This is a genomic window from Halomonas elongata DSM 2581 (assembly GCF_000196875.2).
Classification (GTDB): Bacteria; Pseudomonadota; Gammaproteobacteria; order Pseudomonadales; family Halomonadaceae; genus Halomonas; species Halomonas elongata.
Genome location: NC_014532.2, coordinates 3,865,766 through 3,889,742 on the forward strand (window position 1 = coordinate 3,865,766; position 23,977 = coordinate 3,889,742).

At 64.4% G+C, this 23,977-nt stretch carries 24 protein-coding genes and 1 riboswitch; of the genes, 12 read left to right on the top strand and 12 right to left on the bottom strand.

Annotated elements, in window-relative coordinates:
- Nucleotides 1–20 precede the first annotated feature (20 nt).
- Nucleotides 21–404, top strand: a complete 384-nt coding sequence (locus HELO_RS18140; RefSeq protein ID WP_013334051.1) for a DoxX family protein — start codon at nt 21–23, stop codon at nt 402–404.
- A 54-nt stretch (nt 405–458) separates the two neighbouring features.
- Nucleotides 459–1,196: a dioxygenase family protein gene (locus HELO_RS18145; RefSeq protein ID WP_013334052.1), complete on the top strand. Its 738-nt coding sequence runs from the start codon at nt 459–461 to the stop codon at nt 1,194–1,196.
- 84 nt (nt 1,197–1,280) lie between these two features.
- Here the strand turns inward: HELO_RS18145 and gloA are convergent, their stop codons facing one another.
- A complete protein-coding gene (gloA, locus tag HELO_RS18150; RefSeq protein ID WP_041602271.1) occupies nt 1,281–1,814 on the bottom strand; it encodes a lactoylglutathione lyase in 534 nt (177 codons plus the stop codon).
- Between the two features lie 141 nt (nt 1,815–1,955).
- On the opposite strand from gloA, the gene HELO_RS18155 reads away from it, so the two are divergent.
- The 5 genes from HELO_RS18155 to thiE all read left to right on the top strand — a co-directional run bounded on the left by HELO_RS18155 (nt 1,956) and on the right by thiE (nt 5,426).
- Nucleotides 1,956–2,300 carry a hypothetical protein gene (locus HELO_RS18155; RefSeq protein WP_041602272.1) on the top strand — a complete coding sequence of 115 codons (345 nt, stop codon included), beginning with the start codon at nt 1,956–1,958 and terminating at the stop codon, nt 2,298–2,300.
- Nucleotides 2,301–2,371: 71 nt separating this feature from the next.
- The gene (locus tag HELO_RS18160; RefSeq protein WP_013334054.1) at nt 2,372–2,875 is read left to right on the top strand and encodes a C40 family peptidase; all 504 of its coding nucleotides are present in this window, start codon (nt 2,372–2,374) and stop codon (nt 2,873–2,875) included.
- A gap of 278 nt (nt 2,876–3,153) precedes the next feature.
- Complete coding sequence (locus HELO_RS18165; protein ID WP_041602273.1) at nt 3,154–3,792, top strand: peroxiredoxin; 639 nt, start codon at nt 3,154–3,156, stop codon at nt 3,790–3,792.
- Nucleotides 3,793–3,866: 74 nt separating this feature from the next.
- Nucleotides 3,867–3,967: riboswitch (TPP riboswitch) on the top strand.
- A 33-nt stretch (nt 3,968–4,000) separates the two neighbouring features.
- Nucleotides 4,001–4,807, top strand: a complete 807-nt coding sequence (gene thiM, locus HELO_RS18170; RefSeq protein WP_013334056.1) for a hydroxyethylthiazole kinase — start codon at nt 4,001–4,003, stop codon at nt 4,805–4,807.
- Nucleotides 4,797–5,426: a thiamine phosphate synthase gene (gene thiE / locus HELO_RS18175; protein ID WP_013334057.1), complete on the top strand. Its 630-nt coding sequence runs from the start codon at nt 4,797–4,799 to the stop codon at nt 5,424–5,426. The genes thiM and thiE overlap by 11 nt, the downstream gene beginning before the upstream one ends.
- Before the next feature lie 16 nt (nt 5,427–5,442).
- Here thiE and HELO_RS18180 read toward each other — a convergent pair whose 3' ends face one another.
- The 6 genes from HELO_RS18180 to HELO_RS18205 all read right to left on the bottom strand — a co-directional run bounded on the left by HELO_RS18180 (nt 5,443) and on the right by HELO_RS18205 (nt 12,753).
- A complete protein-coding gene (locus HELO_RS18180) occupies nt 5,443–6,318 on the bottom strand; it encodes a DMT family transporter (protein WP_013334058.1) in 876 nt (291 codons plus the stop codon).
- A gap of 155 nt (nt 6,319–6,473) precedes the next feature.
- Entirely contained in the window at nt 6,474–7,907 is a 1,434-nt protein-coding gene (locus HELO_RS18185) for a serine hydrolase (RefSeq protein ID WP_321465414.1), read from the bottom strand.
- Nucleotides 7,908–8,056: 149 nt separating this feature from the next.
- Complete coding sequence (locus HELO_RS18190) at nt 8,057–8,824, bottom strand: sulfite exporter TauE/SafE family protein (RefSeq protein ID WP_013334060.1); 768 nt, start codon at nt 8,822–8,824, stop codon at nt 8,057–8,059.
- 115 nt (nt 8,825–8,939) lie between these two features.
- Nucleotides 8,940–10,013: a proline racemase family protein gene (locus tag HELO_RS18195; protein ID WP_013334061.1), complete on the bottom strand. Its 1,074-nt coding sequence runs from the start codon at nt 10,011–10,013 to the stop codon at nt 8,940–8,942.
- 45 nt (nt 10,014–10,058) lie between these two features.
- A complete protein-coding gene (gene hglS / locus HELO_RS18200) occupies nt 10,059–11,414 on the bottom strand; it encodes a 2-oxoadipate dioxygenase/decarboxylase HglS (protein WP_013334062.1) in 1,356 nt (451 codons plus the stop codon).
- Between the two features lie 85 nt (nt 11,415–11,499).
- Nucleotides 11,500–12,753: a 2-aminoadipate transaminase gene (locus tag HELO_RS18205; RefSeq protein ID WP_013334063.1), complete on the bottom strand. Its 1,254-nt coding sequence runs from the start codon at nt 12,751–12,753 to the stop codon at nt 11,500–11,502.
- A 200-nt stretch (nt 12,754–12,953) separates the two neighbouring features.
- On the opposite strand from HELO_RS18205, the gene HELO_RS18210 reads away from it, so the two are divergent.
- Nucleotides 12,954–13,868, top strand: coding sequence for a LysR substrate-binding domain-containing protein (locus HELO_RS18210; RefSeq protein WP_013334064.1), 915 nt, complete (start codon nt 12,954–12,956; stop codon nt 13,866–13,868).
- On the opposite strand, the gene HELO_RS18215 is transcribed toward HELO_RS18210, so the two are convergent.
- Nucleotides 13,865–14,767: a LysR family transcriptional regulator gene (locus tag HELO_RS18215; protein ID WP_013334065.1), complete on the bottom strand. Its 903-nt coding sequence runs from the start codon at nt 14,765–14,767 to the stop codon at nt 13,865–13,867. The two genes, HELO_RS18210 and HELO_RS18215, sit on opposite strands and share 4 nt — an antisense overlap.
- Nucleotides 14,768–14,951: 184 nt before the next feature.
- Here HELO_RS18215 and amaB point away from each other — a divergent pair, with 184 nt between their 5' ends.
- The 4 genes from amaB to amaA all read left to right on the top strand — a co-directional run bounded on the left by amaB (nt 14,952) and on the right by amaA (nt 19,583).
- Nucleotides 14,952–16,445 carry an L-piperidine-6-carboxylate dehydrogenase gene (gene amaB / locus HELO_RS18220; protein WP_013334066.1) on the top strand — a complete coding sequence of 498 codons (1,494 nt, stop codon included), beginning with the start codon at nt 14,952–14,954 and terminating at the stop codon, nt 16,443–16,445.
- Nucleotides 16,446–16,549: 104 nt separating this feature from the next.
- On the top strand, nt 16,550–18,001 hold the full coding sequence (locus HELO_RS18225) for a sodium-dependent transporter (protein WP_109637554.1): 1,452 nt from the start codon (nt 16,550–16,552) through the stop codon (nt 17,999–18,001).
- Nucleotides 17,998–18,306 (top strand): hypothetical protein, encoded by a 309-nt coding sequence (locus HELO_RS18230; protein WP_013334068.1) that lies wholly within the window; start codon nt 17,998–18,000, stop codon nt 18,304–18,306. Before HELO_RS18225 ends, HELO_RS18230 begins: the two co-directional genes overlap by 4 nt.
- Nucleotides 18,303–19,583, top strand: coding sequence for an L-pipecolate oxidase (gene amaA / locus HELO_RS18235; RefSeq protein WP_013334069.1), 1,281 nt, complete (start codon nt 18,303–18,305; stop codon nt 19,581–19,583). The genes HELO_RS18230 and amaA overlap by 4 nt, the downstream gene beginning before the upstream one ends.
- Nucleotides 19,584–19,628: 45 nt before the next feature.
- On the opposite strand, the gene HELO_RS18240 is transcribed toward amaA, so the two are convergent.
- The 4 genes from HELO_RS18240 to HELO_RS18255 form a co-directional block, all read right to left on the bottom strand.
- Nucleotides 19,629–20,402 carry an amino acid ABC transporter ATP-binding protein gene (locus HELO_RS18240; protein ID WP_013334070.1) on the bottom strand — a complete coding sequence of 258 codons (774 nt, stop codon included), beginning with the start codon at nt 20,400–20,402 and terminating at the stop codon, nt 19,629–19,631.
- 30 nt (nt 20,403–20,432) lie between these two features.
- On the bottom strand, nt 20,433–21,527 hold the full coding sequence (locus tag HELO_RS18245; RefSeq protein ID WP_013334071.1) for an amino acid ABC transporter permease: 1,095 nt from the start codon (nt 21,525–21,527) through the stop codon (nt 20,433–20,435).
- Nucleotide 21,528: 1 nt separating this feature from the next.
- Nucleotides 21,529–22,707 (bottom strand): amino acid ABC transporter permease, encoded by a 1,179-nt coding sequence (locus HELO_RS18250; RefSeq protein ID WP_013334072.1) that lies wholly within the window; start codon nt 22,705–22,707, stop codon nt 21,529–21,531.
- A 197-nt stretch (nt 22,708–22,904) separates the two neighbouring features.
- Entirely contained in the window at nt 22,905–23,933 is a 1,029-nt protein-coding gene (locus HELO_RS18255; protein ID WP_013334073.1) for an amino acid ABC transporter substrate-binding protein, read from the bottom strand.
- Nucleotides 23,934–23,977: the final 44 nt, after the last annotated feature.

A 23,977-nucleotide genomic window follows, 5' to 3' on the forward strand; every position in this document is an offset into this window, starting at 1 on the left:
CGCTCTATCGGAGGACAATCATGCAAGCATACGCCATCACTCTGTTGCGGCTTTCCCTCGGCACCCTCGCCCTGGCTCACGGCCTGCTCAAGGTCTTCGTCTTCACCGTGCCTGGCACCGTAGGCTACTTCGAGTCTCTGGGCCTGCCGGGATTTCTCGCCTACCCGACCATCCTCGCGGAGGTGGGTGGGGGCTTGCTGCTTATCCTGGGGATATATACCCGCTGGATCAGCCTGGCACTGGTCCCTGTTCTGCTTGGCGCCACCTGGGTTCACTCAGGCAATGGGTGGATGTTCTCCAATGAAGGCGGAGGCTGGGAATTTCCTGTCTTCTGGACTCTGGCCCTACTGGTTCAGGCAGGGCTCGGTGGAGGACGCCTGGTCCCGAGCCGACGCCTCGCCTGATCCTGGATTCCATGCTGGTCACGCGCCATGAGGCGTGACTCGGAGGTATCAATCATGCTCCCCAGCCTCTTCATTTCCCACGGTTCGCCGATGCTGGCCCTGACCCGCACCCCGGCCCACGATTTCCTGCGCCAGCTTGGCCGAACGCTTCGCCCTGCCGCGGTGGTGGTCGTCTCGGCCCACTGGGCCAGCCGGCGTCTAATGGTCAGCACCAGTGCCCACCCCGAGACCATCCATGACTTCGGTGGCTTTCCCCGCGAACTCTTCGAGTGCCTGTACCCTGCGCCAGGAGAACCCGAGCTGGCCATGCGCCTGGCCCGCGAGCTCAACGCGGTGCCGGTGGAACGCGGCCTGGATCACGGTGCCTGGGTGCCACTGTCGCTGATGTATCCAGAGGCCGATGTGCCGGTGGTATCGCTGTCGCTGCCCACGGACTGGTCCAGTACCGAACTGGCCGCACTCGGCGAGCGACTCGCCGCATTGCGCGAGGAGAATATCCTGGTGATCGGCTCGGGCAGCCTGACCCACGACCTGCGTTCCGTGAGCACCCTCGACGCGCCGGTACCCGACTGGGTCCGTGTATTCGCCGACTGGGTGCACGAACGATTGATCGATGACGACCGCGACGCCCTGCTCGACTGGCAACAGGCGCCATACGCCCGCGCCAATCACCCCACCCCGGAACATTTCCAGCCATTGCTGGTGGCCATGGGTACCGGCAGACACGCCGAACGGCAACACCACAGCGTGGAACACGGCGTGCTGACCATGGATCTCTATGCCTTCACCTGATCCTTGTGGTCAGGCGCCTGAACTGCAGAGGCCGCCCTGTCGGGCGGCCTCTGCAGTTCTGGATTACGGGGTCGGGGTTCGTCGCTAGTCCCCCTTGTCGGCCATCCGCGCAGCCTCGACCACCTCGATCCAGTAGCCGTCCACGTCCTTGACGAAGACCACATCCGGCATCTTGCCCTGATCCGAACGCTTGATGAATTCGACCTCATTGGCATCGAACCAGGCCTCGGCGGCGTCCAGATCCGGCACCGAGAAGCAGATGTGTCCGAAGCCCTGGGGCTCGGCGTTGCCATCATGATAGGCAAAGTCCGCCTGATCCTCGGTTCCCCAGTTGTGGGTCAGTTCCAGCAGCCCCTTCTGGCTGAAGGTCCAGACGCTGCGCCGGGCCTTGTCCTCCGGCACCTCATCCCCTGCCTCGAGCTTGGCCAGGAAGTACAGGGAGAACTGCATCTCCTCGAAATCCAGCCGGCGCAGCACCTGCATGCCGAAGACACGCGAGTAAAAGTCCAGCGCCGCCTGCGGATCCTTGATCCTCAGCATGGTGTGGTTCAGGCGGAAGCCATCGGTCTCGGCGGCCGGCGCCTTCACGCCGGGGTACTGCTCACCCTGAAAGCTCATGGCGTTCTCCTCTGCTCGTATGGGCTCAGGGTGCCTGCATGGGGGCGAGACGTCGGAATTTCCACCCCACCGGCCGGATGGCGGCGTTTCCTGCGGGCTTCTACATTGATAGAAGCGACCGTCACGTGAAGGGGGCTCGTCATGGCCACCACCGACTTCTCCCCGGGTGATCGCATCACCTACAAGCAACTCTCCCACGCCCTGGCCCACGGGTTCTCGCCCATCGTCGAGGTGGAATCCCAGGATGGCATCTATACGGTGCGCTTCCACCATGCCAGCGGCGTCTCCACCCTCACCGACAAGGCCGGAAATACCTGCACCTACCTGGGTACCGGCGAGATTCGCGAACGCCTCGGCGAACTGGGCCTGACCCACGGCGTATTGACCTGGGACGACCAGTGCGGCGACGAGATGATCGGCGTTCCCGGACACGCCATGACGCCCGAAGAACGCTTGACCCATGGCACGCGTATCGCCTTCCGCTGATACTCGCCAGCGCCAGCATCACGGGCTAGGCTGTAGGCGGGAGAGGGATTCCTTATGCCATGGAGCCGCGCATGCCGCCACGACTTGCCTGCCATCGCCACGTCACGCCCCTGATATCGAAATGGCTGCTGGCAACGCTACTGCTCTCGTGGCTGGCCGGCTGTGCCGGTCCCGACCTGGCGACCCGGGACGGTGGCAATCTCTCCATGGAGCGCACCATGATCCTCGCCGAAGCACGCCAGACGCTCGGCACGCCCTACCGTTTCGGCGGGGACACCCCGAGCGGCCTGGACTGCTCGGGGCTGGTGCAGCTCGCCTACGCCCGGGCGGGCATCAAGGTGCCCCGGACTTCCCGCCGGCAGTTCGAGAACCTGCCGCCGATCGACAAGGCCCGCCCGGGGGATCTGTTGTTCTTCGACACCGCCGGCCGCGGTGATGCCAGCCATGTCGGCATCTACCTGGGGCATGGCCAGATGATCCACGCCCCGGGCCGGGGGCGGCGCGTCACCACCTCGGCGGTGGATCTGGATTACTGGCGGGAGCGGTATCTCGGCGCCGCCGCTCCAGCCCCCTAGAAGACACTGCTTGAGAGCGAATGGCCAAACGTTCAATGGCAGTAGGCGCCGGGGACAAGACGAAGCGAGGGTCATCCGCCATGAATGGCGGATGTAGCGCCCAGGGAGGGGTTCACAGCGCCCTATCGATGGTCCGCTCGAAGCCCGAGCTAAGCGTAAATTCGACTGAGCATATGGCCAGCGGTTGTTTCCACACGCGCCATCATCGTGCAATGCTTGAAACCGTCGAACCGGCACCGCGCCCGCGATGCCACTTACCCATCCATCAGGAGGCCAACATGGCACTGCAACTCGGCGATACAGCGCCCGACTTCACCCAAGAGAGCACTGCCGGCACCATCAATTTCCACGAGTGGGCCGGAGACAGTTGGGTCATTCTGTTCTCGCATCCCAAGGACTTCACCCCGGTGTGCACCACCGAGCTCGGCGAAGTCTCGCGACTCAAGCCGGAATTCGACAAGCGCAACACCAAGGCCATCGGCCTTTCCGTGGACCCGCTCGAGGATCACGAAGCCTGGGCCGGGGATATCCAGGAAACCCAGGGGCAAGGCTTGAACTTCCCGCTGCTGGCGGACGGCGACCGCAAGGTCAGCGACCTCTACGGCATGATTCACCCCAACGCCAACGACACCCTGACGGTGCGCAGCGTCTTCATCATCGATCCGAACAAGAAGGTGCGCCTGACCATCACCTATCCGGCCAGCACCGGCCGCAACTTCGCCGAGGTGCTGCGCGTACTCGACAGCCTGCAGCTCACCGACGAACACAAGCTGGCCACGCCGGTGAACTGGCAGGATGGTGATGACTGCATCATCGTGCCCGCCGTGAGCAACGAAGAGGCCAAGACCCTCTTCCCCGAAGGCTGGGACGAGCAGAAGCCCTACCTGCGCCTGGTCAAGCAGCCCAAGCGTTCCTGAGGCAAAGGACGGCGGCGACGGCAAGGCTCGTCGCCGCCTCTTTACAGGTGCCAACCGGGCACGGATAGTAGAAGGCCTGACGACAGGGGCGCCGGACGCCATGCCGCCCGGCTGAGACGCACCCTCATCACCTGACCCGGATAATGCCGGCGGAGGGAGTCGTGCCGGCCATCCCGAGGCCAGCACCTCCCGCCGCCCGGGAGGCGCCATGCACACCATCGACCTCGCTCGCCACCTGAACCGTGTGCGCGAGACCTGCCCGCTGGTTCACAACATCACCAATCATGTCGCCATGAACACCATGGCCAACGTCCTGCTCGCCCTGGGCGCCTCACCGGCCATGGCCCATGCCCGCGAGGAGGTCGAGGAGTTCGCCGCCCTGGCCGGTGCTCTGACGCTCAACATCGGCACCCTGTCGCCCGACTGGGTGGACGCCATGGACGCTGCCGCCCGCGCCGCCAATGAGGCCGGCACACCCTGGGTACTCGATCCCGTGGCAGTCGGCGCCACGACCCTGCGCCGCAAGGCCGGCGCCCGCCTGCTGGCGCTTTCGCCGACGGTGGTGCGCGGCAATGCCTCGGAAATCATGGCTCTGGCCGAGCAGGGCGGCGGTGGCCAGGGTGTCGACAGCACCGATACCACCGAAGCGGCGGAACGTGCCGCCGTGGACCTGGCTCGGCGCACCGGCGCCGTGATCGCCGTCACCGGCGAAACCGACCTCGTCACCGATGGCGAGCGCCTGGCACGCGTGGCCGGCGGGCATGCCCTGATGCCGCGCGTCACCACCCTGGGCTGTGCCCTGACGGGCGTGGTGGGCGCTCACCTGGCCGTCGCCGAGGACCCATTCGAGGCCTGCGTGGCGGCGTTGGCCGGCTATGCCGTGGCCGGAAGCATTGCCGGAGAGAGCGCCCGGGGGCCGGGCAGTTTCGCCGTGGCCTTCCTCGATGCCCTGCATGCCCTCGACACCGACACCCTGACCGCCCGCGCCCGACTGGAGATCACCCATGCGCGTTGACCTTTCCCTCTATCTGGTCACCGACCCCGAGCTATGCGCCGAGCGTGGCCTGGAGGAAACCGTCGTCGCCGCCGTGCGCGGTGGCGTAACCCTGGTACAGCTACGCGACAAGCACGCCAGCGATGCCGAACTGGTACCCGTGGCGCGACGCCTGAAGACCGCCCTGGCAGGCAGCAGCGTGCCCCTGCTGATCAATGATCGACTGGAGGTGGCCCTGGCCAGCGGCGCCGACGGACTGCACATCGGCCAGGATGACGGCGAAGTCGACGATGCCCGGGCCGCCCTCGGAGCGGACGCCATCCTCGGCCTCTCGGTGCAGACACCCGAGCAACTCGCCCGAATCAATGCCGCCAAACTCGACTATCTGGGGCTGGGGCCAGTCTTCGCCACTCCCAGCAAGCGCGACCACGCCCAGCCTCTCGGCTTCGACGGCCTGGCGGAACTGGCCGGCGCCAGCCCGCTGCCGACCGTGGCCATCGGCGGCCTCAAGGCCGAACACGTCGAGGCCGTGCGTCGCGCCGGCGCCGATGGTTTGGCCGTGATCTCGGCCATCTGCGGCACGCCGGACCCGGAAGCCGCGGCCCGCAGCTTTCACCAGGGCGTTGCCCCGAGGCGCTGAAGGCTGAATCGGCTCATCAGGCGGAGGGGCGCCGGTTCAGGGCGACACGCCGCTCGTGATAAGCGATGGCCAGGCCACTGACGATGATCAAGGTGCCGCCGACGAACACCCACAGGTCCGGCACCTCGTCCCACAGCCACCAGCCCAGCAGCACGGCCCACAGCAACGCCGTGTAGTCGAAGGGTGCGGCGAGCGCCGCCGGCGCATAGCGAAACGCCAGGGTCAGTCCAACCATGGCGCCCACACCGAGCACACCGGCCAGCAGGAAGAAGGGCCAGTGGATGGGTGCCGGCATCTGCCACACCCAGGGCAGGGTTAACGCCGACACTAGCATCGGCACCAGGGTGGTATAGAAGACCATTGCCCAGAGGTGCTCACGGCCGCCATAGCGACGCGCCGTGATCATCATCAGAGCGTAGAAGACCGCCGCCCCGACCACGATCAGGGCGGCCGGCTGGAAGCTGCTGCCTCCCGGCCGTACCACCACCAGCACGCCGATGAACCCCAGCATGGTAGCCAGCAGCGTGGTCCGATCGACCCGCTCGCCAAGCAGTGGCACCGACAACAGATTCACGAACAGCGGCGCCGCGAAGGCGATAGCGGTGGTCTCGGCCAGCGGCAGCAGGGTCAAGCCCCACATGAAGCAGATCATGGTGCCGGTGAAGATCAGGCCGCGCAGCAGGTGAATGCCCGGACGGCGCGTCGCCAGCTTGCGCAGACCGCCGTTGAAACGGGCAATCAGTGCGATCAGCGGCAGCGACACCAGGGTGCGAAAGAAGATGATCTGCAGCGGCGAGTGCGTCTCGCCGAGCCACTTGGTAATGGCATCGCCCAGCGCCAGGCACAGAACCCCGCCACACATGCACAGGATGCCCTTGAACGATGATGACATCTTGCCTCCAGACACTTTGCCCTGCCGCCGAGCTTCAAGGATGAACCAAAAAAACCACCCCACCGGCGAAGCGGCAGGGTGATGCATGTAGAACTATCAAACTAAGGGCTTTGACGAGTGGCGACAACCCCGTCCCTGGCGGATCAGCCTTCGATCTAGAGGGCGGCCTGCACGACCATGCAATCCATCCCCTGCGCCTGAAGGCGTCGACAGGCGCTGCGCGCCTCGCCTTCCTGCATGTCCACCAGTCGCGCACGATAAACGCCGGCCTCGGCGACATGCGGCACCGCCACACGGGCATCGGCCAGCTCGGCGGTCAGGCGTTCGGCAGCCCGGGCGGCCAGGCGCCGCGCATGATCGGCATCACTGAAGGCACCGACCTGAACTCCCCAGGTACCGGGCGTCGCCGTTTCACGCTGATCGACGACGCGACGGATCGGATCGGGCTCGCTGCTCGATGCCGCCGAGGCAACAGCGGTCGTGGACATCGGCTGTGACGAGACGGGCTGCGCGGGTGTCGACGTCACGGTCGGCTCAGCGGCCGAGGCCGGTTCGGGTGTCGGCGTCACCGACCCCATGCCGGCATCGGCCGTCGCGATGACTTCATCCCGGGAAGGCGAGTTGACGGGCTGCGATGCCGGCTCGGGCGTAACGGCCGGCGCGGTATTGCCAGCGCTTGCCAGCATCTGGCCGGACGGCGGCGACATCGGGCGCCGTGCCTCGGGCAGCAGGTAATCCTCGGAGATCCGGGTATTGGCCAGAAAGCCTCGGCCGTCGACCAGCGAAGCCCGCAGGAAACCACGGTCCAGCAGGTTGGCCATGTGCTCATCCCGGGAGGAAGCGGTATAGCCGCCCATGACCACCGAGAGAATGCGTCGGCCGCCGCGCTTCGCCGAAGTCGCCACGTTGAAGCCGGAGGCACGGATGAAGCCGGTCTTCAGGCCATCGGCCCCCGGATAACTGTCCAGCAGATTGTTGTGGCCCGTCAGGGTCTTGCCGCGCCAGGTGAAGCGATCCAGAGAAAAGTAGGGGTAGTACTGGGGGAAGTCGAGCATCAGCCGCCGGGCGAGCAGCGCCATGTCGCGAGCCGTGGTGACCTGTCGGTCATCCGGCAATCCGGAGGCATTGCGGAATGTCGTGTTGCTCATGCCCAGCTCATGGGCGCGCGAGGTCATCATCCTCGCGAAGTGCGATTCGCTGCCACCGAGCGCCTCGGCCACCACGACCGCCACATCGTTGGCGGAACGAACGATCAGCGCCTGGATGGCCTTCTCCACCGGAATGCTGTCGCCCGGTTTCAGCCAGAGCTTGGTGGCCGGCATTTCGGAGGCGGTGGCCGACACAGGCAACCGTTGTCCCAGCGTCATGCCGCCCTGATCGAGCCTCTCGAACAGCATGTAGAGCGTCATCATCTTGGTCAAAGATGCCGGATAGCGCGGCGCATCGGCATTTTCGGCGTAGAGAATCTCGCTGGTATCGGTATCGACGACGATACCGGCATAACGCGGATTGTTCGCCTGGGCGGTGCCGGCCAGCAGCGTGGCGGCCAACAACAGAATGAGAGCGAGGCACCATCGCCGTGTCATCATGAGCCCCATGGGTGTTCCCCTGATATTTGTGACTTCCCTACACAAGCGCATTATGACCCACTATAGCGCCCTGTACAGGGGAAAAGGCCACAAAAATCGGCTTTTTCGTGACACCCTGGCTCGATAGTTCCTCAGAATCATCGTCAGGCTCAACCGATGACGCCGAGACGCTGCAGCCCCAACCAGATCAGACGCAATGCCAGCAGGGTCAGGCCCCAGCGAAACAGGCCGTCGAAACGTCGCTCGGAAAGCCGGCCCAGCAACCGCAATCCCAGCCAGGTGCCGACCACACCGGCGGCGATCATCAACACGATCAGCCCGAGCCAGTCACGGAACACAAAGCCGGCGGCGCCGAACACGAAAGCCTTGGTGAGGTGCTGCAGGGTCATGCAGGCGGCGAAGGTGGCCACGGTGGCCTGTCGCGAGCCGCCGTGCTGCTTGATGAAGGCCGCGACCATTGGCCCGCTGGCGCCGACCAGGCTCGAGAGAAAGGTCGTGATGCCCCCTGCGACAACGGTGCCAAGGCTGCCCAGGCTGCGCTTGGGCAGACCCGGCCCCCACAGGGTGAACAGCACGAAGCCGGCGATGGCCAGTTCCAGCAGGCCGGTCGGCAGGCGCACCAGCATCCAGCTGGCCGCCAGGGCACCGAGCAGCGCCCCGGGCACGAAGGCCGCCAGAATCGGCCAGGCCAGGTGACGCAGCGTCATCAGCGCCCGCCCACCGTTGGAGCCCAACTGCACCATGCCATGCACCGGAATCAACGCCGCCCCGGGCATCACCTGCGCCATGGTCATGATCAGCAAGGTCCCGCCGCCAACTCCCATCGAGGCACTGATCATGGAGGTCAGGACCGAGAGCAGGATCAACAGGGATTCGACACCGCCATCGAGCGGCGACAGACTGTCCAGTAGCAGCATGACACGTCCTTGCGAAGTACTGTATCAGCCGAGCATCTTACCAGGCCTCGAATGCCGGACACTCGAGATTTCAGGCGACGAAAGACGACTGGAACAGCCCGCCTGAAAAGCAGCGTCAGCCAACCCGCTCATCGCCGGGCGGCGTTTCAAATAGCCGCCGGAATCCTTGCGCTTCGCAGGACAAGGCCTCCTCGTCCAGAAAGACCTGACTACGCGCCAGGACGCGAGGGTGTCCCCGGATCGACGTTCTCACTCCAGTGACATCGCCGATTCGCGCACTCCCCAGCAGCGTCCCTTCAAAGACATTGCCGAACGGCGAGACCGTGCGAACGGTCGTGCCGGGCGGAAGCTCTCCACGCTTCATCAGATGGGCAAGCAAGGCCGTCGTCCCTGTGCCCGTCGGTCCGCGACAGATCACGCCGGGATGCATGTAAACGGCAAGAGGCACACTCATCCCCTTGATGGGGGAGCGTTCCGGAGCACCCGCCAGCAGGATCATGGAGGGGGGCGGCAGGTCGCCGAGCAGCGGATGATGGATGCACCACGCAGGATCCAGGCTCGCAAAGAGCGCCGCACAAAAGCGTTGAAGCGCCTCGATGGAGGCCGTGGCGGGATCGATGCCCATCTCTGCACCACGCACCATCACATAGGACGTGCCACCATATACCAGCTCGAGTGGCACAGAGCCCCAACCCTCGACCTCCAGGCGATGCTCGCCGGTCGCGACGAACCCCGGCACGGCTTCATACGTCACCGTTTCCACTCGCGCATTCCGACAGCCGATATCCAGCGTGGAAAGGCCTGCCGGCGTCTCCAGTACCAACCGCTGCTCCGCCTCCGTGGTCGGCAGTCTCCCCGCTTCGGCCAGAGCGGCCACGGCACACATGGCATTCGACCCCGAGAACCCCGGATACCCCATGGTGCCCATGATGATCAGCCCGGTATCGGCCCGTGCATCGGACGGCGGCACGATCAGGTTGAGACAGTGGGAAGGCCTACCGTGAGGTGGCGATACGAAGCATCGTCTCAGCCCGTCGGCCTCATGCTGCAAGAACTCCGCACGCCCAACGACAGTGTTTCCGGGCAGGTCGGTCACACCATCCATGATGACACGACCGACATCCCCTCCCGCCTGTGCCTCCACCACATCCAGCGAGATCCTGCTCGCCGGTGCCTCGCTCCGGACCATCCTCGCCTCCGACCTCATGCCGACATCTGTCGACAATATAGTCGATCAGACGTCGAGCGCCTCCAGTACCGCCTCGCGGGAGGCGCGTTCGCGCTCGCCGTAGAGAGCCAGCTCATCGGTCACCTCGGCCCCCAGCGCCGCCTCGAAGGCCTCCCGATTGGCATGACCGGCGTAGGCGTCATTGCTGCCGCCTCCGAGGTTCGACTGGAAGATGCCAGCCGCGCTGACCGGCAGGAAATCTTCATAAGTGATCGGCCGTGCGCTGACCAGCCCCTGCTCGATCAGTGCCTCCAGCTCGGTCTCGGCGACCGGGCCTGCCTCGTGCCCTGCCTCGGTCAGCCGATATTCGAAGAAGGCCAGGCCCTGGCGACGCAGTTCGTCCTCGGTATCCGGAAACTCGGCGAACACCTCGGCCAGGACGCGCTGGTGCTCGGCATTGGGCAGCCCATTGGTACGCCGGCGCGATTCGGCGAGCAGCCGGTCGTAGAGTGCGCGGCCCTCGGCGGTCAGCGCCACGCCACGCTGCTCGATCTCGCCGAAGCGCGCGGTGTGGGTCCCCTGCCGCTCACCGGCGAAGCGGGTCGGCTCTTCCAGGGCCTTGAAGCTGGTCTGGCGCAGCAGGATCGGACAGTCGCGACGCGGCGGCCCCTCGATGACCTCCTTGGGATTCATGCCCGCCGCCGGCATGCGGCGCTGCACTTCGTCGATGTCCAGGGTGCGCGGCGTCAGGTGATTGATGTGCGGCCCGCGGAAGCAGACCACATCGGCGATCAACCGATGCTCGGCATGCAGTGCCTCGTAGGTCTCCAGATCCACCGTGGCGTCATGGTGCCAGCGAAAGGTTTCCAGCGCCTCGGCCACGAAGCGATCGGCCTGCTCGTCGGTCAGCCCGCCCTGCCGCTCGCTGAGTTCGATCAACTCCCGGGCTCCGGGCGTGAAGATGTCACGCTTGGCGAGGATACCGGCGGCGCGTTTGCGCAGCTCGGCGCTTTCGATCAGTTCCAGGCGCAGCAACGAGGTGAAAACACGGAAGGGATTGCGCGCCAGGGCCTCGTCGTCGACGGGCCGGAAAGCGGTGGAGTGCACCGGCACGCCGGCCTCGGAGAGATCGTAGTAGCCCACCGGGTACATGCCCATCACCGCGAACAGCCGACGCAGCATGGCGAGCTCCTCGGCCGTACCGACGCGAATGGCACCGTGCCGCTCGACGCCGAGCCGGTTCATCTCGTCATGAGCCTCGAGCCGCGCGGCCAGCTCGGGGTCGCGCGCCAGGGTCTCGCGGTTCACCTCCGCGACCAGTTCGAGCAGGGTCTCGTACTGGGGCACCTCGGCCTGATACATGGCCGACATGGCCCTGGAAAAACGATCACGAATCTCGTGATGGGAAACGGGGGACGTCATCGGATAATGCCTCTCGATATTCAGTCGTCATGGATTCGGTTGATGCGTCGCGCAGGACGGTGCAGAACACTACCGGGCCCGGCGATCATGGCTGCAGCCGTCCCAAGGCTCTCTCGAGTCTCGCCAAGCCTTCTCCCAGCACCTCGGGTTCAGTGGTCAGCGGAGGCAACAAGCGCAGCACGTTGCGCCGCCGCCCGCTGGGCATCAACAGTACGCCCTCCTCGCGGCCGGCGGCCAGCAGAGCCGCTAGATGTTCGGCGCCGGTGGCACCAGGCGTATCTTCGAAGACGATACCGCGCATGGCACCCACGCCGGTCATTTCGCCAAGCATCGGATAGCGGCCGGATGCCCTCCAGTCACGATACGCCTCCAGCATCATCGTCTCCTGGCGCTCGCTCCAGCCGGCCAGGCGATCCTCGCTCATCACCTCCATCACCGTCCGGGCCGCGGCGCAAACAACGGCATTGCCCGAATAGGTGCCACCCAGGCCGCCCTTTGGAGGAGCGTTCATGATCTCTCCCTTGCCGGCCACAGCCGCCAGCGGCAGCCCGGCGGCCATGCTCTTGCCCATCAGCAGCAGATCGGGTTCGACACCCAGATGGGAAAAGGCGAAACGCTTGCCGGTGCGCCCGAAACCGGACTGGATCTCGTCGAAGATCAGCAGGATACCGTGGGCCTCGCACAGTGCCCGCAAACGCACGGCGAAATCGGCACACAGCAGACGAAAGCCACCCTCGCCCTGAACGGGCTCGACGATGATGCAGGCGACCTCGTCGGCGGGTATCTCGACGTCGAACAACCGCTCCAGAGCTGTCATGGCGGTGTCGGCATCGACTCCGCCGTCGCGACTCGGGAAGGGAAGATGCTGCACCGGTCCCGGCAAGACACCGAGTCGATTCTTGTAGGGCTTGACCTTGCCGTTGAGGTTCAGCGCCGCCAGCGTGCGACCATGGAAACCGTCGTCGAATGCGATCACTCCCTGACGCCCGGTGGCAGCGCGAGCGATCTTGAGGGCGTTCTCGGTGGCCTCGGCTCCACTGTTGGTGAGCATGCAGGAAAGCGGATACGACACCGGCACGAAAGTATCCAGAGCCCTGGCCACTTCGAGATAGCCACGATGCGGCAGGGCATTGAAGGCGGAATGCATCAGGGTGTCGACCTGAGTCTTGACCGCCTCGATTACGGCGGGATGACCATGCCCCAGGTTGAGCACGCCGATACCGCCGACGAAATCGACATAGTGATTGCCCTGCTCATCCCAGACTTCGGCGTTCCGGCCTCGTTCAATGCAGACGGGATGAACGATGCCGAGAGAATCACTGATGTACGGGAGATCCATGTCGCCTTCCTGTGGGATGCGTATGGCCAGATGAGAACAGAGTCGCGTTTCGGGCTTCAAACGAAAAAAAGCGCGCTATCCATTCCTTTGACTCATGCATTATCCTGACCCACGACAAGAAGCACGATTTTGCGGCTTACGGCTCAGCTCGACACATCATTGCATGACTATCAAGAATCCATGAATCCCGGAGCCCTGGCATGACGACACGCCACCTGCCCTCGACCATCACCATGCAATGCTTCGAGGCGGCCGCACGCCACATGAGCTTCACCCGCGCCGCCGCTGAACTGAGTATCACCCAGAGCGCCGTCAGCAAACAGGTGGCGCAACTCGAAGCGTATCTGCAGCACAAGCTGTTCCGGCGCGTGCGCCGCAGCCTGGTGCTGACACCGGAAGGCTCGCTGTACCTGACCGAGGTGCGCAAGATCCTGGCCCAGATCGAGATGTCGGCGAACACCATCATGACCTACGGCGGCCAGAGCGAGGTGCTGCGGGTGGCCAGCCTGCCTACCTTCGGGGCCCGCTGGCTGGCCCGCCAACTGCCCGACTTCCTGGATGCCAACCCGCGTATCGACCTGAGTGTTCGCGACCACGTCGAGACCTTCGACCTGGATCAGGAGGATATCGACGTGGCCATCTTCCATGGCCACGGCAGCTGGCCAAACCTGGAATGCCACAAGCTGTTCGACGAGGAAGTGGTCGCGGTCGGCTCGCCCGCCTACCTGGCCCGGCAGCGTCCCTCGAGCGCCGCCGACCTGGCCGAATGCCGCCTGCTGCACCTCTCGACACGCCCTGATGCCTGGCACCGCTGGTTCGCCGATCAAGGCATCACCACCGATCGCAGTTACCACGGCACGCGCTTCGAGACCTTCCAGATGCTTATCCGCACGGCGATGAGCGGCGGCGGACTCGCCCTGGTGCCGCGCTTCTTCGTCGACGCCGAACTGGCCGAGGGCCGGCTATCATTGGCCTGGTCGCACGTGCTCCAGGGCCCCGACGCCTACTACCTGGTTCACCCGGAACATCTCGGCGACCTCTCCCGCGTGCGCCGCTTCGTCGACCATGTACTGGCCCGTGCCGAGGCGGACGCACCGGACGGAGCATCGCGCTAGCTGCCATCGGGCGCATCCCGATGTTCGAGTATCCAGTCGATGAATCCTTGCACCTTGGCGACCTCTCCCTTGTGCTCGGGATAGGCCAGGTAATAGGCATCGCGGCTGGTCAGGCCGAACGACCAGGGAAGCGTCAGCAGGCCAGCCTGTAGTTCCTCCTCGGCCAGGAAACGTGGCACCAGGGCCACGCCACACCCGGCCCGAGCCGCTCTCAGGGCCATATAGAAAGTATCGAAGCGCGGCCCATGGTAACTGTGCTCGGTATAGCATCCCTGGGCTTCGAACCAGTCGTGCCAGGCCTCGGGGCGCGTTGCGCTCTGCAAGAGCACCAGCCGAGTCAGCGCCAACGGCTCCCGGACGCCGCCGACCGGCAGGACTGACGGCGCACAGACCGGCACCATCTCCTCGTCGAGCAGCCGGATGCATTCGGCCCGAGGCCAGGCACCGTGGCCGAAGAAAAAGGCGACATCGACACGCTCCTCTTCCAGATCGAAGGGCTCCGAACGATTGGCGATGTTCAGGTAGACCCTCGGATGTCGGAAGCGGAATCCATTGAGCCGCGGAATCAGCCAACGCGCCCCGAAGGTCGGCAGAGTGGTGACATTGAGCACTTCGCTCTGACCACCGTAGGACTGCATGTAGCGCGTAGACATCTCCACCTGCGCCAGGATCTTGCGCACTTCGGTCAGGTACAGTGCCCCCTCCGGAGTGACCTGAAGCCGCTTGCGCACCCGCCGGAACAGCGGATGCTCGAGCACCGATTCGAGCTGAGCCACCTGCTTGCTGACGGCACTCTGGGTCAGGTTCAACTCATCGGCGGCGCGGGTGAAGCTCATGTGCCGCACCGAAGCCTCAAAGCACTGCATGGCGGCCAGGGTGGGCAGGTGTCGCCGACTCATTCGCTTCTCCTTTCCATGGCCTGCTCCTTGTCATGAAGGGTTCCTTGCCATGATTTTTCATCGCAGGGGCTATAACCCGAAAAAAAGGAATGATCTTCGTATAAAACGTCGTTTGAGGGGCGTCAACTACCGCGTCAATACTGATTTCGTTTTCCGCACCCAGAAACGAACAGTAGGAGGAAGAATGATCGAGCCCCTCATGCAGCGACTCGGTGTCGCCGCGGAAGCCTATCGCCAGGGCGACCTGGCGGTTACCTCCCCCACCGACGGCCGCGAGATCGGCCGGCTCCGTCTCGAAGGCGCCGATGCCGTCGAGGCCCGCGTGACACGTGCCCAGGGCGCCTTCGAACAATGGCGTCGGGTACCCGCACCGCGCCGCGGCGAATTGGTTCGACTGTTCGGCGAGCAGTTGCGCCGTCACAAGGAAGATCTCGGTACCCTGGTCACTCTGGAGTGCGGCAAGATCTACCAGGAAGGCCTCGGTGAAGTGCAGGAGATGATCGATATCTGTGACTTGGCCGTCGGTCAGTCGCGCCAGCTATACGGCCTGACCATCGCCTCCGAGCGGCCCGGCCACCACATGCGCGAAAGTTGGCATCCACTAGGACCGATCGGCTTGATCACCGCTTTCAACTTCCCGGTGGCTCCCTGGGCCTGGAATGCCGCCCTGGCACTGGTATGCGGCAACAGCCTACTGTGGAAGCCTTCCGAAAAAACCCCTCTCACCGCCCTCGCATGCCAGGCGCTGCTGGAACGCGCCATTGCCGAATTCGGCAATGAAGCCCCGGAAGACCTCAGCCAGGTGATCCTGGGGGATCACGAGGCTGGCGAGCGCCTCGCCGACGACCCTCGTGTGCCACTGATCAGTGCCACCGGCAGCACGCGCATGGGGCGCGAGGTTGCGCCTCGGGTGGCCGCCCGCTTCGGTCGCAGCATCCTCGAGCTCGGCGGCAACAACGGCATGATCCTGGCGCCCAGCGCCGACCTGGACATGGCAGTACGCGCCATCCTGTTCTCCGCCGTGGGCACTGCCGGACAGCGCTGCACCACCTTGCGTCGTCTGATCGTCCACGAATCGATCCGCGACGAGGTCGTCGAGCGCGTGAAGAAAGCCTATGCCGGCGTGACCATCGGCGATCCCATGGAAGGCAATCTGGTTGGCCCCCTGATCGATGCCCAGGCCTTCGACCAGATGCAGTCCGTACTCGACCAGGCACGCCAGAAGGGTGCCAATATCTTTGGCGGCGAACGCCAGCTCGCCGATCAATATCCCGATGCCTACTACGTGACCCCGGCCATCGTCGAGGTCGAGCGACAGGACGACCTGGTCAAGAACGAGACCTTCGCCCCGATCCTCTATGTCATGAGCTACCGCGACTTCGACGAAGCCATGACCCTGCACAATGACGTTCCCCAGGGACTTTCGTCGTGCATTTTCACCAACGACGTGCGTGAAGCCGAGACCTTCATCTCGGATGTCGGCAGCGACTGCGGCATCGCCAACGTCAACATCGGCCCGAGCGGCGCGGAGATCGGTGGCGCCTTCGGTGGCGAGAAAGAGACCGGCGGTGGCCGCGAGTCCGGCTCCGATGTCTGGAAGAGCTACATGCGCCGCCAGACCAACACCATCAACTATTCCCGCGAGCTGCCATTGGCCCAGGGAATCAAGTTCGACTGAGAGCGAGCGGTCCTGCAACAGGGCTGCGATGCGCTGTACGGGCGTGCCCGATATCCCGGTTTCCGGCACGCCCGACCATTCAGGACGTGTCATGGAGTCCAAAGATGACAACAACAATTTCTCGCGAACAGTGGGGTAGTCGTTTCGGCTACCTGATGGCCGTCGTCGGCGCCATGGTCGGGGCCGGCAATATCTGGCGCATGCCCTACGTGACGGGTGAGAACGGCGGGGGGGCCTTCCTGATTGCCTACTTCCTGCTGCTTTACCTGATCGCAGTGCCAGGCCTTATGGGCGAAACCAGCCTCGGGCGCTATACCCGGCAAGGACTGGTCGGAACCTTCCGCAAGCTCTACGGCAACAATCGCCTCGTCGGTCTGGGCCTGGTGATCCTGATCTTCAACATCGTACTGATGTCCTACTATTCATCGATCGTCGGCTGGTCGATCTACTACGCCTTTCATGCCGTGGCCGGCACCTTCACCCAGACCGACTTCGACACCGCTGCCCTGTGGCAATCCTTCAGCGGTAATACCGCTCTGAACGTCGGCATGCACAGCGTCGCCATGCTGCTGGTCACCGGCATCCTGCTGTTCGGCATCAAGGGTGGCATCGAACGTCTGGCCAAGTGGATGATGCCCATCCTGACCATTGCCTTGATCGCAATCGCCATCCGGGGCATAACGCTACCGGGTGCCATGGCCGGTCTGGAGTTCAGCTTCTCGCCCAACTGGAGCTATCTGGCGCGGGGAGAAACCTGGCTGGCGGCACTGGGCCAGGCCCTGTTCTCTACCGGGCTAGGCTGGGGCATCGCCCTGACCTACGGCAGCTACCTTGGCCGCAACGACGACATCCCCCTAGGCGGTGGCATCTTCACGGCAATTGGCAACACCAGCTTCGGTCTGCTTGCCATCTTTGCCGTCTTTCCCATCGTCTTTGCCTTCGGCATCTCACCCAGCTCCGGGGCCGAACTGGCCTTCGTGGCCCTCGCCAATGCCTTCGGCAGCATGACGGGCGGTTACGTCTGGGCCCTGCTGTTCTTCATGGGCTTCTTTTTCGCCAACCTGACCACCGCCATTGCCATCACCGAGGTCGGTGTCACGACCTATCGGGAAGAGCGCAACACCAGTCGTACCAAGGCCGTACTGGCCATCTGCGGCATCATCTGGCTACTGGGTATCCCGAGTGCCATGAATGCCGACATTCTCGGCTATCTGGATTTCGTGGTCGGCAACTGGGGCCTGCCGCTGGCGACCTTCATCATCATGATCGCCATCGGTTGGAAGTTCGATGCCCACCGGCTGCGCGTGCTAAGCCTCAACCGGGGTGCCGACCTTTACGTGCCGCGCGTCTGGGAGCTTGTCATACGCTACCAGATCCCCGCCATCATGCTCGGCATCATGGTCTACTTCCTCTACACCAACCTCGGGCAGACGCCCTGGAAGACGGTCAGCGGCCTGGTCATCCTGACCCTGATGATCCCGCTGTGCATGTGGATCATGAACCGTAGCTCTGAAGCGCCCCATGTCGCCACATCCACAGGAGGTCAGTCATCATGAGTCCATCTGCCATCGTCGTCATGATCGCATCCATCATCGCCTTGTGGGGCGTGGCCGGCGGCGCCCTGATCGTCTCGATGCGTCGCGAGGAACGCAAGCTGGCCTTGCTCCACTCACAGGGCGATTTCGAACCCTACTCGCCACGCGCCTTCCGGGACCTCGAGCGCTGGCTGACGCAACATCCCGATAGCGAACATGCCCCTGAGATCCGGGAGTGGCAACAAGCACAGCGCCAGTCTCTGCAGCACAACCCTCAATGCTTCTACGACTGGTCGAGCGCCACCGACACCAGGGAGGCACCATGAAATCGGCCTGTATCTGGATATCCACATCTCCCGAGCGACAACGGGAATACCCACGCCTGGAAGGCAAGGAGAAGGCCGATGTCGCCATCATCGGGGGCGGTATCACCGGGCTCAGTGCTGCCCTGCACCTCGCCGAATCCGGTGTCGCGGTGACGCTGCTGGAAGCAGGCGACATCCCCAGTGGCGGTTCCGGACGCAGTGTCGGCCTTGTCAACGCGGGGATGTGGATACCGCCAGACGACATTCTCGAGACTCTGGGCCCGGAAAACGGCGAGCGCGCCAATGAGGTGCTCGGCCACGCCCCCGCCGAAGTCTTCGCTCTCATCGACCGACACGGCATCGACTGCCAGGATACCCGGACCGGCACCCTCCACCTCGCTCACAACGGCAAGGGTGCCGAGGAACTAGCGCGACGCTTCGAACAATTCTCGAGGTGCGGCGCGCCAGTCGAACTGCTCGAGGGCGAAGCGTGTCAACGACGTATCGGCACCCACCGCATCCAGCGAGCCTTGCTCGACCGGCGGGCCGGCACCCTCAACCCGACAGCCTATACCCGTGGGCTCGCCCGGGCGGCCCATGGCGCAGGCGCCATTCTCCACACTCACAGTGCCGCCCAGGGCATCCAGCGCGAAGGTGATCATTGGCGGGTCGATACACCGGGCGGCAGCGTCGAGGCACCACACCTGGTGATCGCCACCAATGCCTACACCGAAGGACACTGGAACCAGGTGCGCAATGTCTTCTTCCGCGGGCATTTCTATCAGGTAGCCTCTCCGCCGCTGTCCGACGAGATTGCCGGCGACATTCTGCCCGAAGGCCAGGGGGCCTGGGATACCCGGACAGTACTCAGCAGCCTGAGGCGCGATGCCGAGGGTCGCTTGATTCTCGGCAGCCTGGGCTGCGGCGACACCAAACCGGCCTCTTTCCTGCGCTGCTGGGCCGACCGGATCCAGCGCCATTACTTCCCGCAACTGGGACGGGTGGACTGGGAATGCACCTGGACAGGCCAGGTCGGGTTCACGCCGGACCACACCTTGCGCCTGTTCGAACCGGCGCCGGGTATTCTGGCCGCGGCAGGCTACAACGGTCGCGGCATCACCACCGGCACGATTGTCGGCAAGGGCTTTGCCCATTACCTCACCAGCGGCGACGACAGCCTGCTTCCCTTGCCGGTCTGCCGGGCCCGACCGCTGCGTGCCAGGCCGCTCTGGAGCTCCGTCTACGAGGGCGGCTTTACCCTCTATCACGCCGGCCAGTGCCTACGGATCGTCGCCTGAGACGCAAGCCACGCCGTGCCACCAGCAACCGATGGCACGGCGCTTTCAATGCCCGAGGATCTGGCTCAGGAACAACTGCGTGCGCTCGGATTCCGGGTTGTTGAAGAAGGTCTCGGGCGGTGCCTGCTCAATGATCTGGCCCTGATCCATGAAGATCACCCGGTCCGCCACCGTCTTGGCGAAGCCCATCTCGTGGGTCACGCAGAGCATGGTCATGCCGTCGTGGGCCAGCTCGACCATGACGTCGAGCACCTCCTTGATCATCTCCGGGTCGAGCGCCGAGGTCGGCTCGTCGAACAGCATCACTTCGGGGCGCATGCACAGCGCCCGGGCGATGGCCACGCGCTGCTGCTGCCCGCCGGACAGCTGGCCCGGGTACTTGTGGGCCTGATCGGCGATCTGTACCCGCTCGAGGAATTCCATGGCGGTCTTCTCGGCCTCGGCGCGGGGCTTCTTCTGCACCCAAGTCTGGGAAATGCAGCAGTTGTCGAGCACCGATAGATGTGGAAAGAGGTTGAAGTGCTGAAACACCATGCCGACGTTGCGGCGGATCTGCTCGATGCGCTTGACGTCCTGGGTCATGGTCACGCCATCGACCACGATGCGCCCCTGCTGGTGTTCCTCCAGGTGATTGAAGCAGCGAATCAGTGTCGACTTGCCCGACCCCGAAGGGCCGCAGACGACGATACGCTCGCCCCGCGCCACCGTCAGATCGATGTCGCGCAGCACGTGAAAGTCGCCGTACCACTTGTTGAGCCCCTCGACCTGGATCATCGGAGAATCCGGGGAGGACGCACTTGCCGAATTGCTTGCCGTCATGACGATATTTCCTTGTTATTAGGGGCTGAATTAGTGACCTGTATGCAAGCGCCGCTCGATATACTGGCTGTATCTAGACATGCTGAAGCAGAACACCCAGAACATCAGCGCGGCGAACACATAGCCTTCGGTGGCGAAGCCCAGCCAGTTGCTGTCGGTGAGCCCGGCGCGGATGATCGCCAGCAGGTCGAACAGGCCGATGATCAGCACCAGCGAGGTGTCCTTGAACAGCGCGATGAAGGTGTTGACGATCCCGGGGATCACCAGCTTCAGCGCCTGCGGCAGCACGATCAGCCCCATGCGACGCCAGTAGCCCATGCCGAGCGCCTTGGCGGCTTCCTCCTGGCCCGAGGGAATCGCCTGCAGTCCGCCGCGCACCACCTCGGCCATGTAGGCGCTCCAGAAGAACATGATGCCGATCAGCGCGCGCAGCAGCTTGTCGAACTCCACCTCGGTGGGCACGAACAGCGGCAGCATCACCGAGGCCATGAACAGCACCGTGATCAACGGCACGCCCCGCCAGAATTCGATGAACACCACGCACAAGCTACGCACCAGCGGCATCTTGGAGCGCCGCCCCAGGGCCAGCACCACACCGATCGGCAACGAGCCGACGATACCCACGGTGGCCACCGTCAGGGTCAGCATCAGCCCGCCCCATTGACGGGTCGGCACCGCCTCGAGGCCGAAATGTCCGCCCAGCAGCAGGACGAAGGCCAGGATCGGGAAGCCGACCAGGGCGAAGAGCCCGGCCCAGCGCTTGGCCGGCAAGCGCGGAATCGCCAGCCAGGCGATCAGCAATGCCATCATGGCCAGGACGATATCCACCCGCCAGCGCTCGGCGTGCGGATAGAAGCCATAGATGATGGTTTCGAAACGGGCGCTGATGAACACCCAGCAGGCCCCCTCGCCGGTGCAGGCCTCGCGGGTAGATCCCAGCCAGTCGGCATCGATCAGCGCCCACTTCGCCAGGGGCCAAAGCGCCATGGCCAGCAGCACGATGGTCACCAGACTGAGCGCACTGTTGAGCGGGCCATTGAAGAGGTTGGCGTGCAGCCAGCCGACCACACCCCGACGCATGTCCGGCGGACGACGCGCCTCGATCATCTCGGTTCGTGTCGCCATGTCATCGCTCCTTGAGCAGGGTGCGCGCGTTGTAGAGGTTCATCAGCGCCGATACCACCAGGCTGATCAGCAGATAGACCGCCATGGTGATGGCGACGATCTCGATGGCCTGCCCGGTCTGGTTGAGGGCCGTCCCGGCGAACACCGCAACCAGGTCCGGATAGCCGATGGCGGTGGCCAGCGACGAGTTCTTGGTCAGGTTCAGGTACTGGCTGGTGAGCTGCGGCACGATCACGCGCATCGCCTGGGGGATGACGATCTTGCGCAGCGTCACGTCGCCGGGCAGGCTGATCGCCCGCGCCGCCTCGACCTGCCCCTGGGGCACCGACTGGATGCCCGAGCGCACGATCTCGGCGATGAAGGAGGCCGTGTAGATCGACAGCGCCAGCCACAGCGCCACCAGCTCGGGAATCACCGTCACCCCGCCTTTGAAGTTGAACCCGGTCAGCGCCGGCACCTCCCAGGCCAGCGGTCGTCCGGTGACCAGAAAGACCGCCAGCGGCAGGCCGATCAGGATCAGCGCTCCCAGGCGGAAGACCGGCAGGGGCTTGCCGGTGCGAGACTGCCGACGCCGCGCATAGACGCTCAGCACGACCACCAGGATGACGGCCAGCAGCAGCGCCCAGAGAGTCGCCGAGAATCCCGGCAACGGATCGGGCGCCGGCACCACCAGGCCGCGCACGTTGAGAAAGAAGGCTTCGAACAGCGACAGGCTCTGGCGTGGACTCGGCAGAGCCTGCAGGACCGCGAAATACCAGAACAGGATCTGCACCAGCAGCGGAATATTGCGGAATATCTCGACATAGGCGGCGGCGAGCTTGGCCAGCAGCCAATTGCTCGACAGCCGCGAGATGCCCACGGCGAAGCCGATGATGGTCGCCGCCACGATGCCCATGCCCGAGACCAGCAGGGTATTGAGCAAGCCCACCACGAAGGTGCGCGCATAGCTGCTGTCGCCGCTGTAGTCGATCAGGGTCTGTGGAATGGAAAAACCGGCGCGCTCCTGGAGAAAGCCGAAGCCCGTGGTGATGCCACGTGCCTCCAGGTTGGCCAGGGTGTTGGTCACGATCATGGCGATGAAGCCCAGCAGGGCCAGCAACAGGATCGCCTGGATCACCAACGCACGAACGGCGGGGTCACGCCATAGCGGCCCCCGTTCGGTAGTAGAAGAACGCTGCATGTCGAGCCTCGAGCGGGATATCACGATCCGCCGCTACCCATCAGGGAGGGGAACGGCGGATGCAGGAATCAGCCGGCCTGACGCGGCGAAACCGTTGCGACGGCCCCGGCAACTTGCCAGGGCCGCAGAATAGCCGCCATGCACGGGCGGCTATTGCGCAACGATCAGACCGGGCAGGCCATATCCAGAAGGTTGGCTCAGCGAACCGGCGGCGCGTAGAGGATGCCGCCCTCGTTCCACAGCGCATTCATGCCACGGCTGATACCCAGCGGCGAATTCTCGCCCACGGTATCGGCAAACACCTCGCCGTAATTACCCACCTGGGAGATGATGTTGTAGGCCCAGTCGTTGCCGAGGCCGAGCTGCTCGCCATAGGTGCCGTCGACACCGAGCAGGCGCGCCACTCCGGGATTGGGCGGATCCTGTTTCATCTCGTCGACGTTGTCGCTGTTCACGCCCATTTCCTCGGCGTTGACCATGGCGAAGATCGTCCACTTGATGATGTTGAACCACTGGTCATCGCCCTGGCGCACCACCGGGCCCAACGGCTCCTTGGAGATCAGCTCGGTGAGGATCTCGACGCTGTCCGGCTCCGGCAACTGCAGGCGCAGGGCGCTGAGCTGGGAGGTATCGGAAGTCAGCACATCACAGCGACCGCTGGCGAAGCCCTGGGCCGTCTGGTCCGGGGTGTCGAAGGTCACGGTTTTGATGTCGATATTGCGGGAGGGGAAGTAGTCCGCGAGGTTGAGTTCGTGGGTGGTGCCGGACTGGATGCAGATCGAGGCGCCGTCCAGGTCCTCGAGGCTCTCGATGCCCAGTTCCTTGTCGACCATGAAGCCCTGGCCATCGTAGAAGGTGGTGGCGGTGAAATTCAGCCCCAGGGAGTTGTCCCGGGTCGCCGTCCAGGTGGTGTTGCGCGAGAGGACATCGATCTCGCCGGATTGCAGCGCGGTGAAACGCTCCTTGGCGGTCAGCGGAGTGAAAGCCACCTTTTCGGGATCGCCGAAGATAGCCGAGGACACCGCACGGCAGGTCTCCACGTCCAGGCCTTGCCAGGTGCCGTCCTCGTCCGATGACGAGAAGCCGGCCAGCCCGACGTTGACGCCACAGTGCAGCTCACCGCGTTCCTTGACCTCGTCCAGGGTCGCCGCCGAGGCGGAAGCGGCCGTTCCAAGCGCCAGGGTGGCGAGGGATAGTGCCACCAGTGCCTTGTTGTTATTGCGCATGACCAGAAACTCCATTGTTGTCTTGTAATGTGCATGCATCGCAA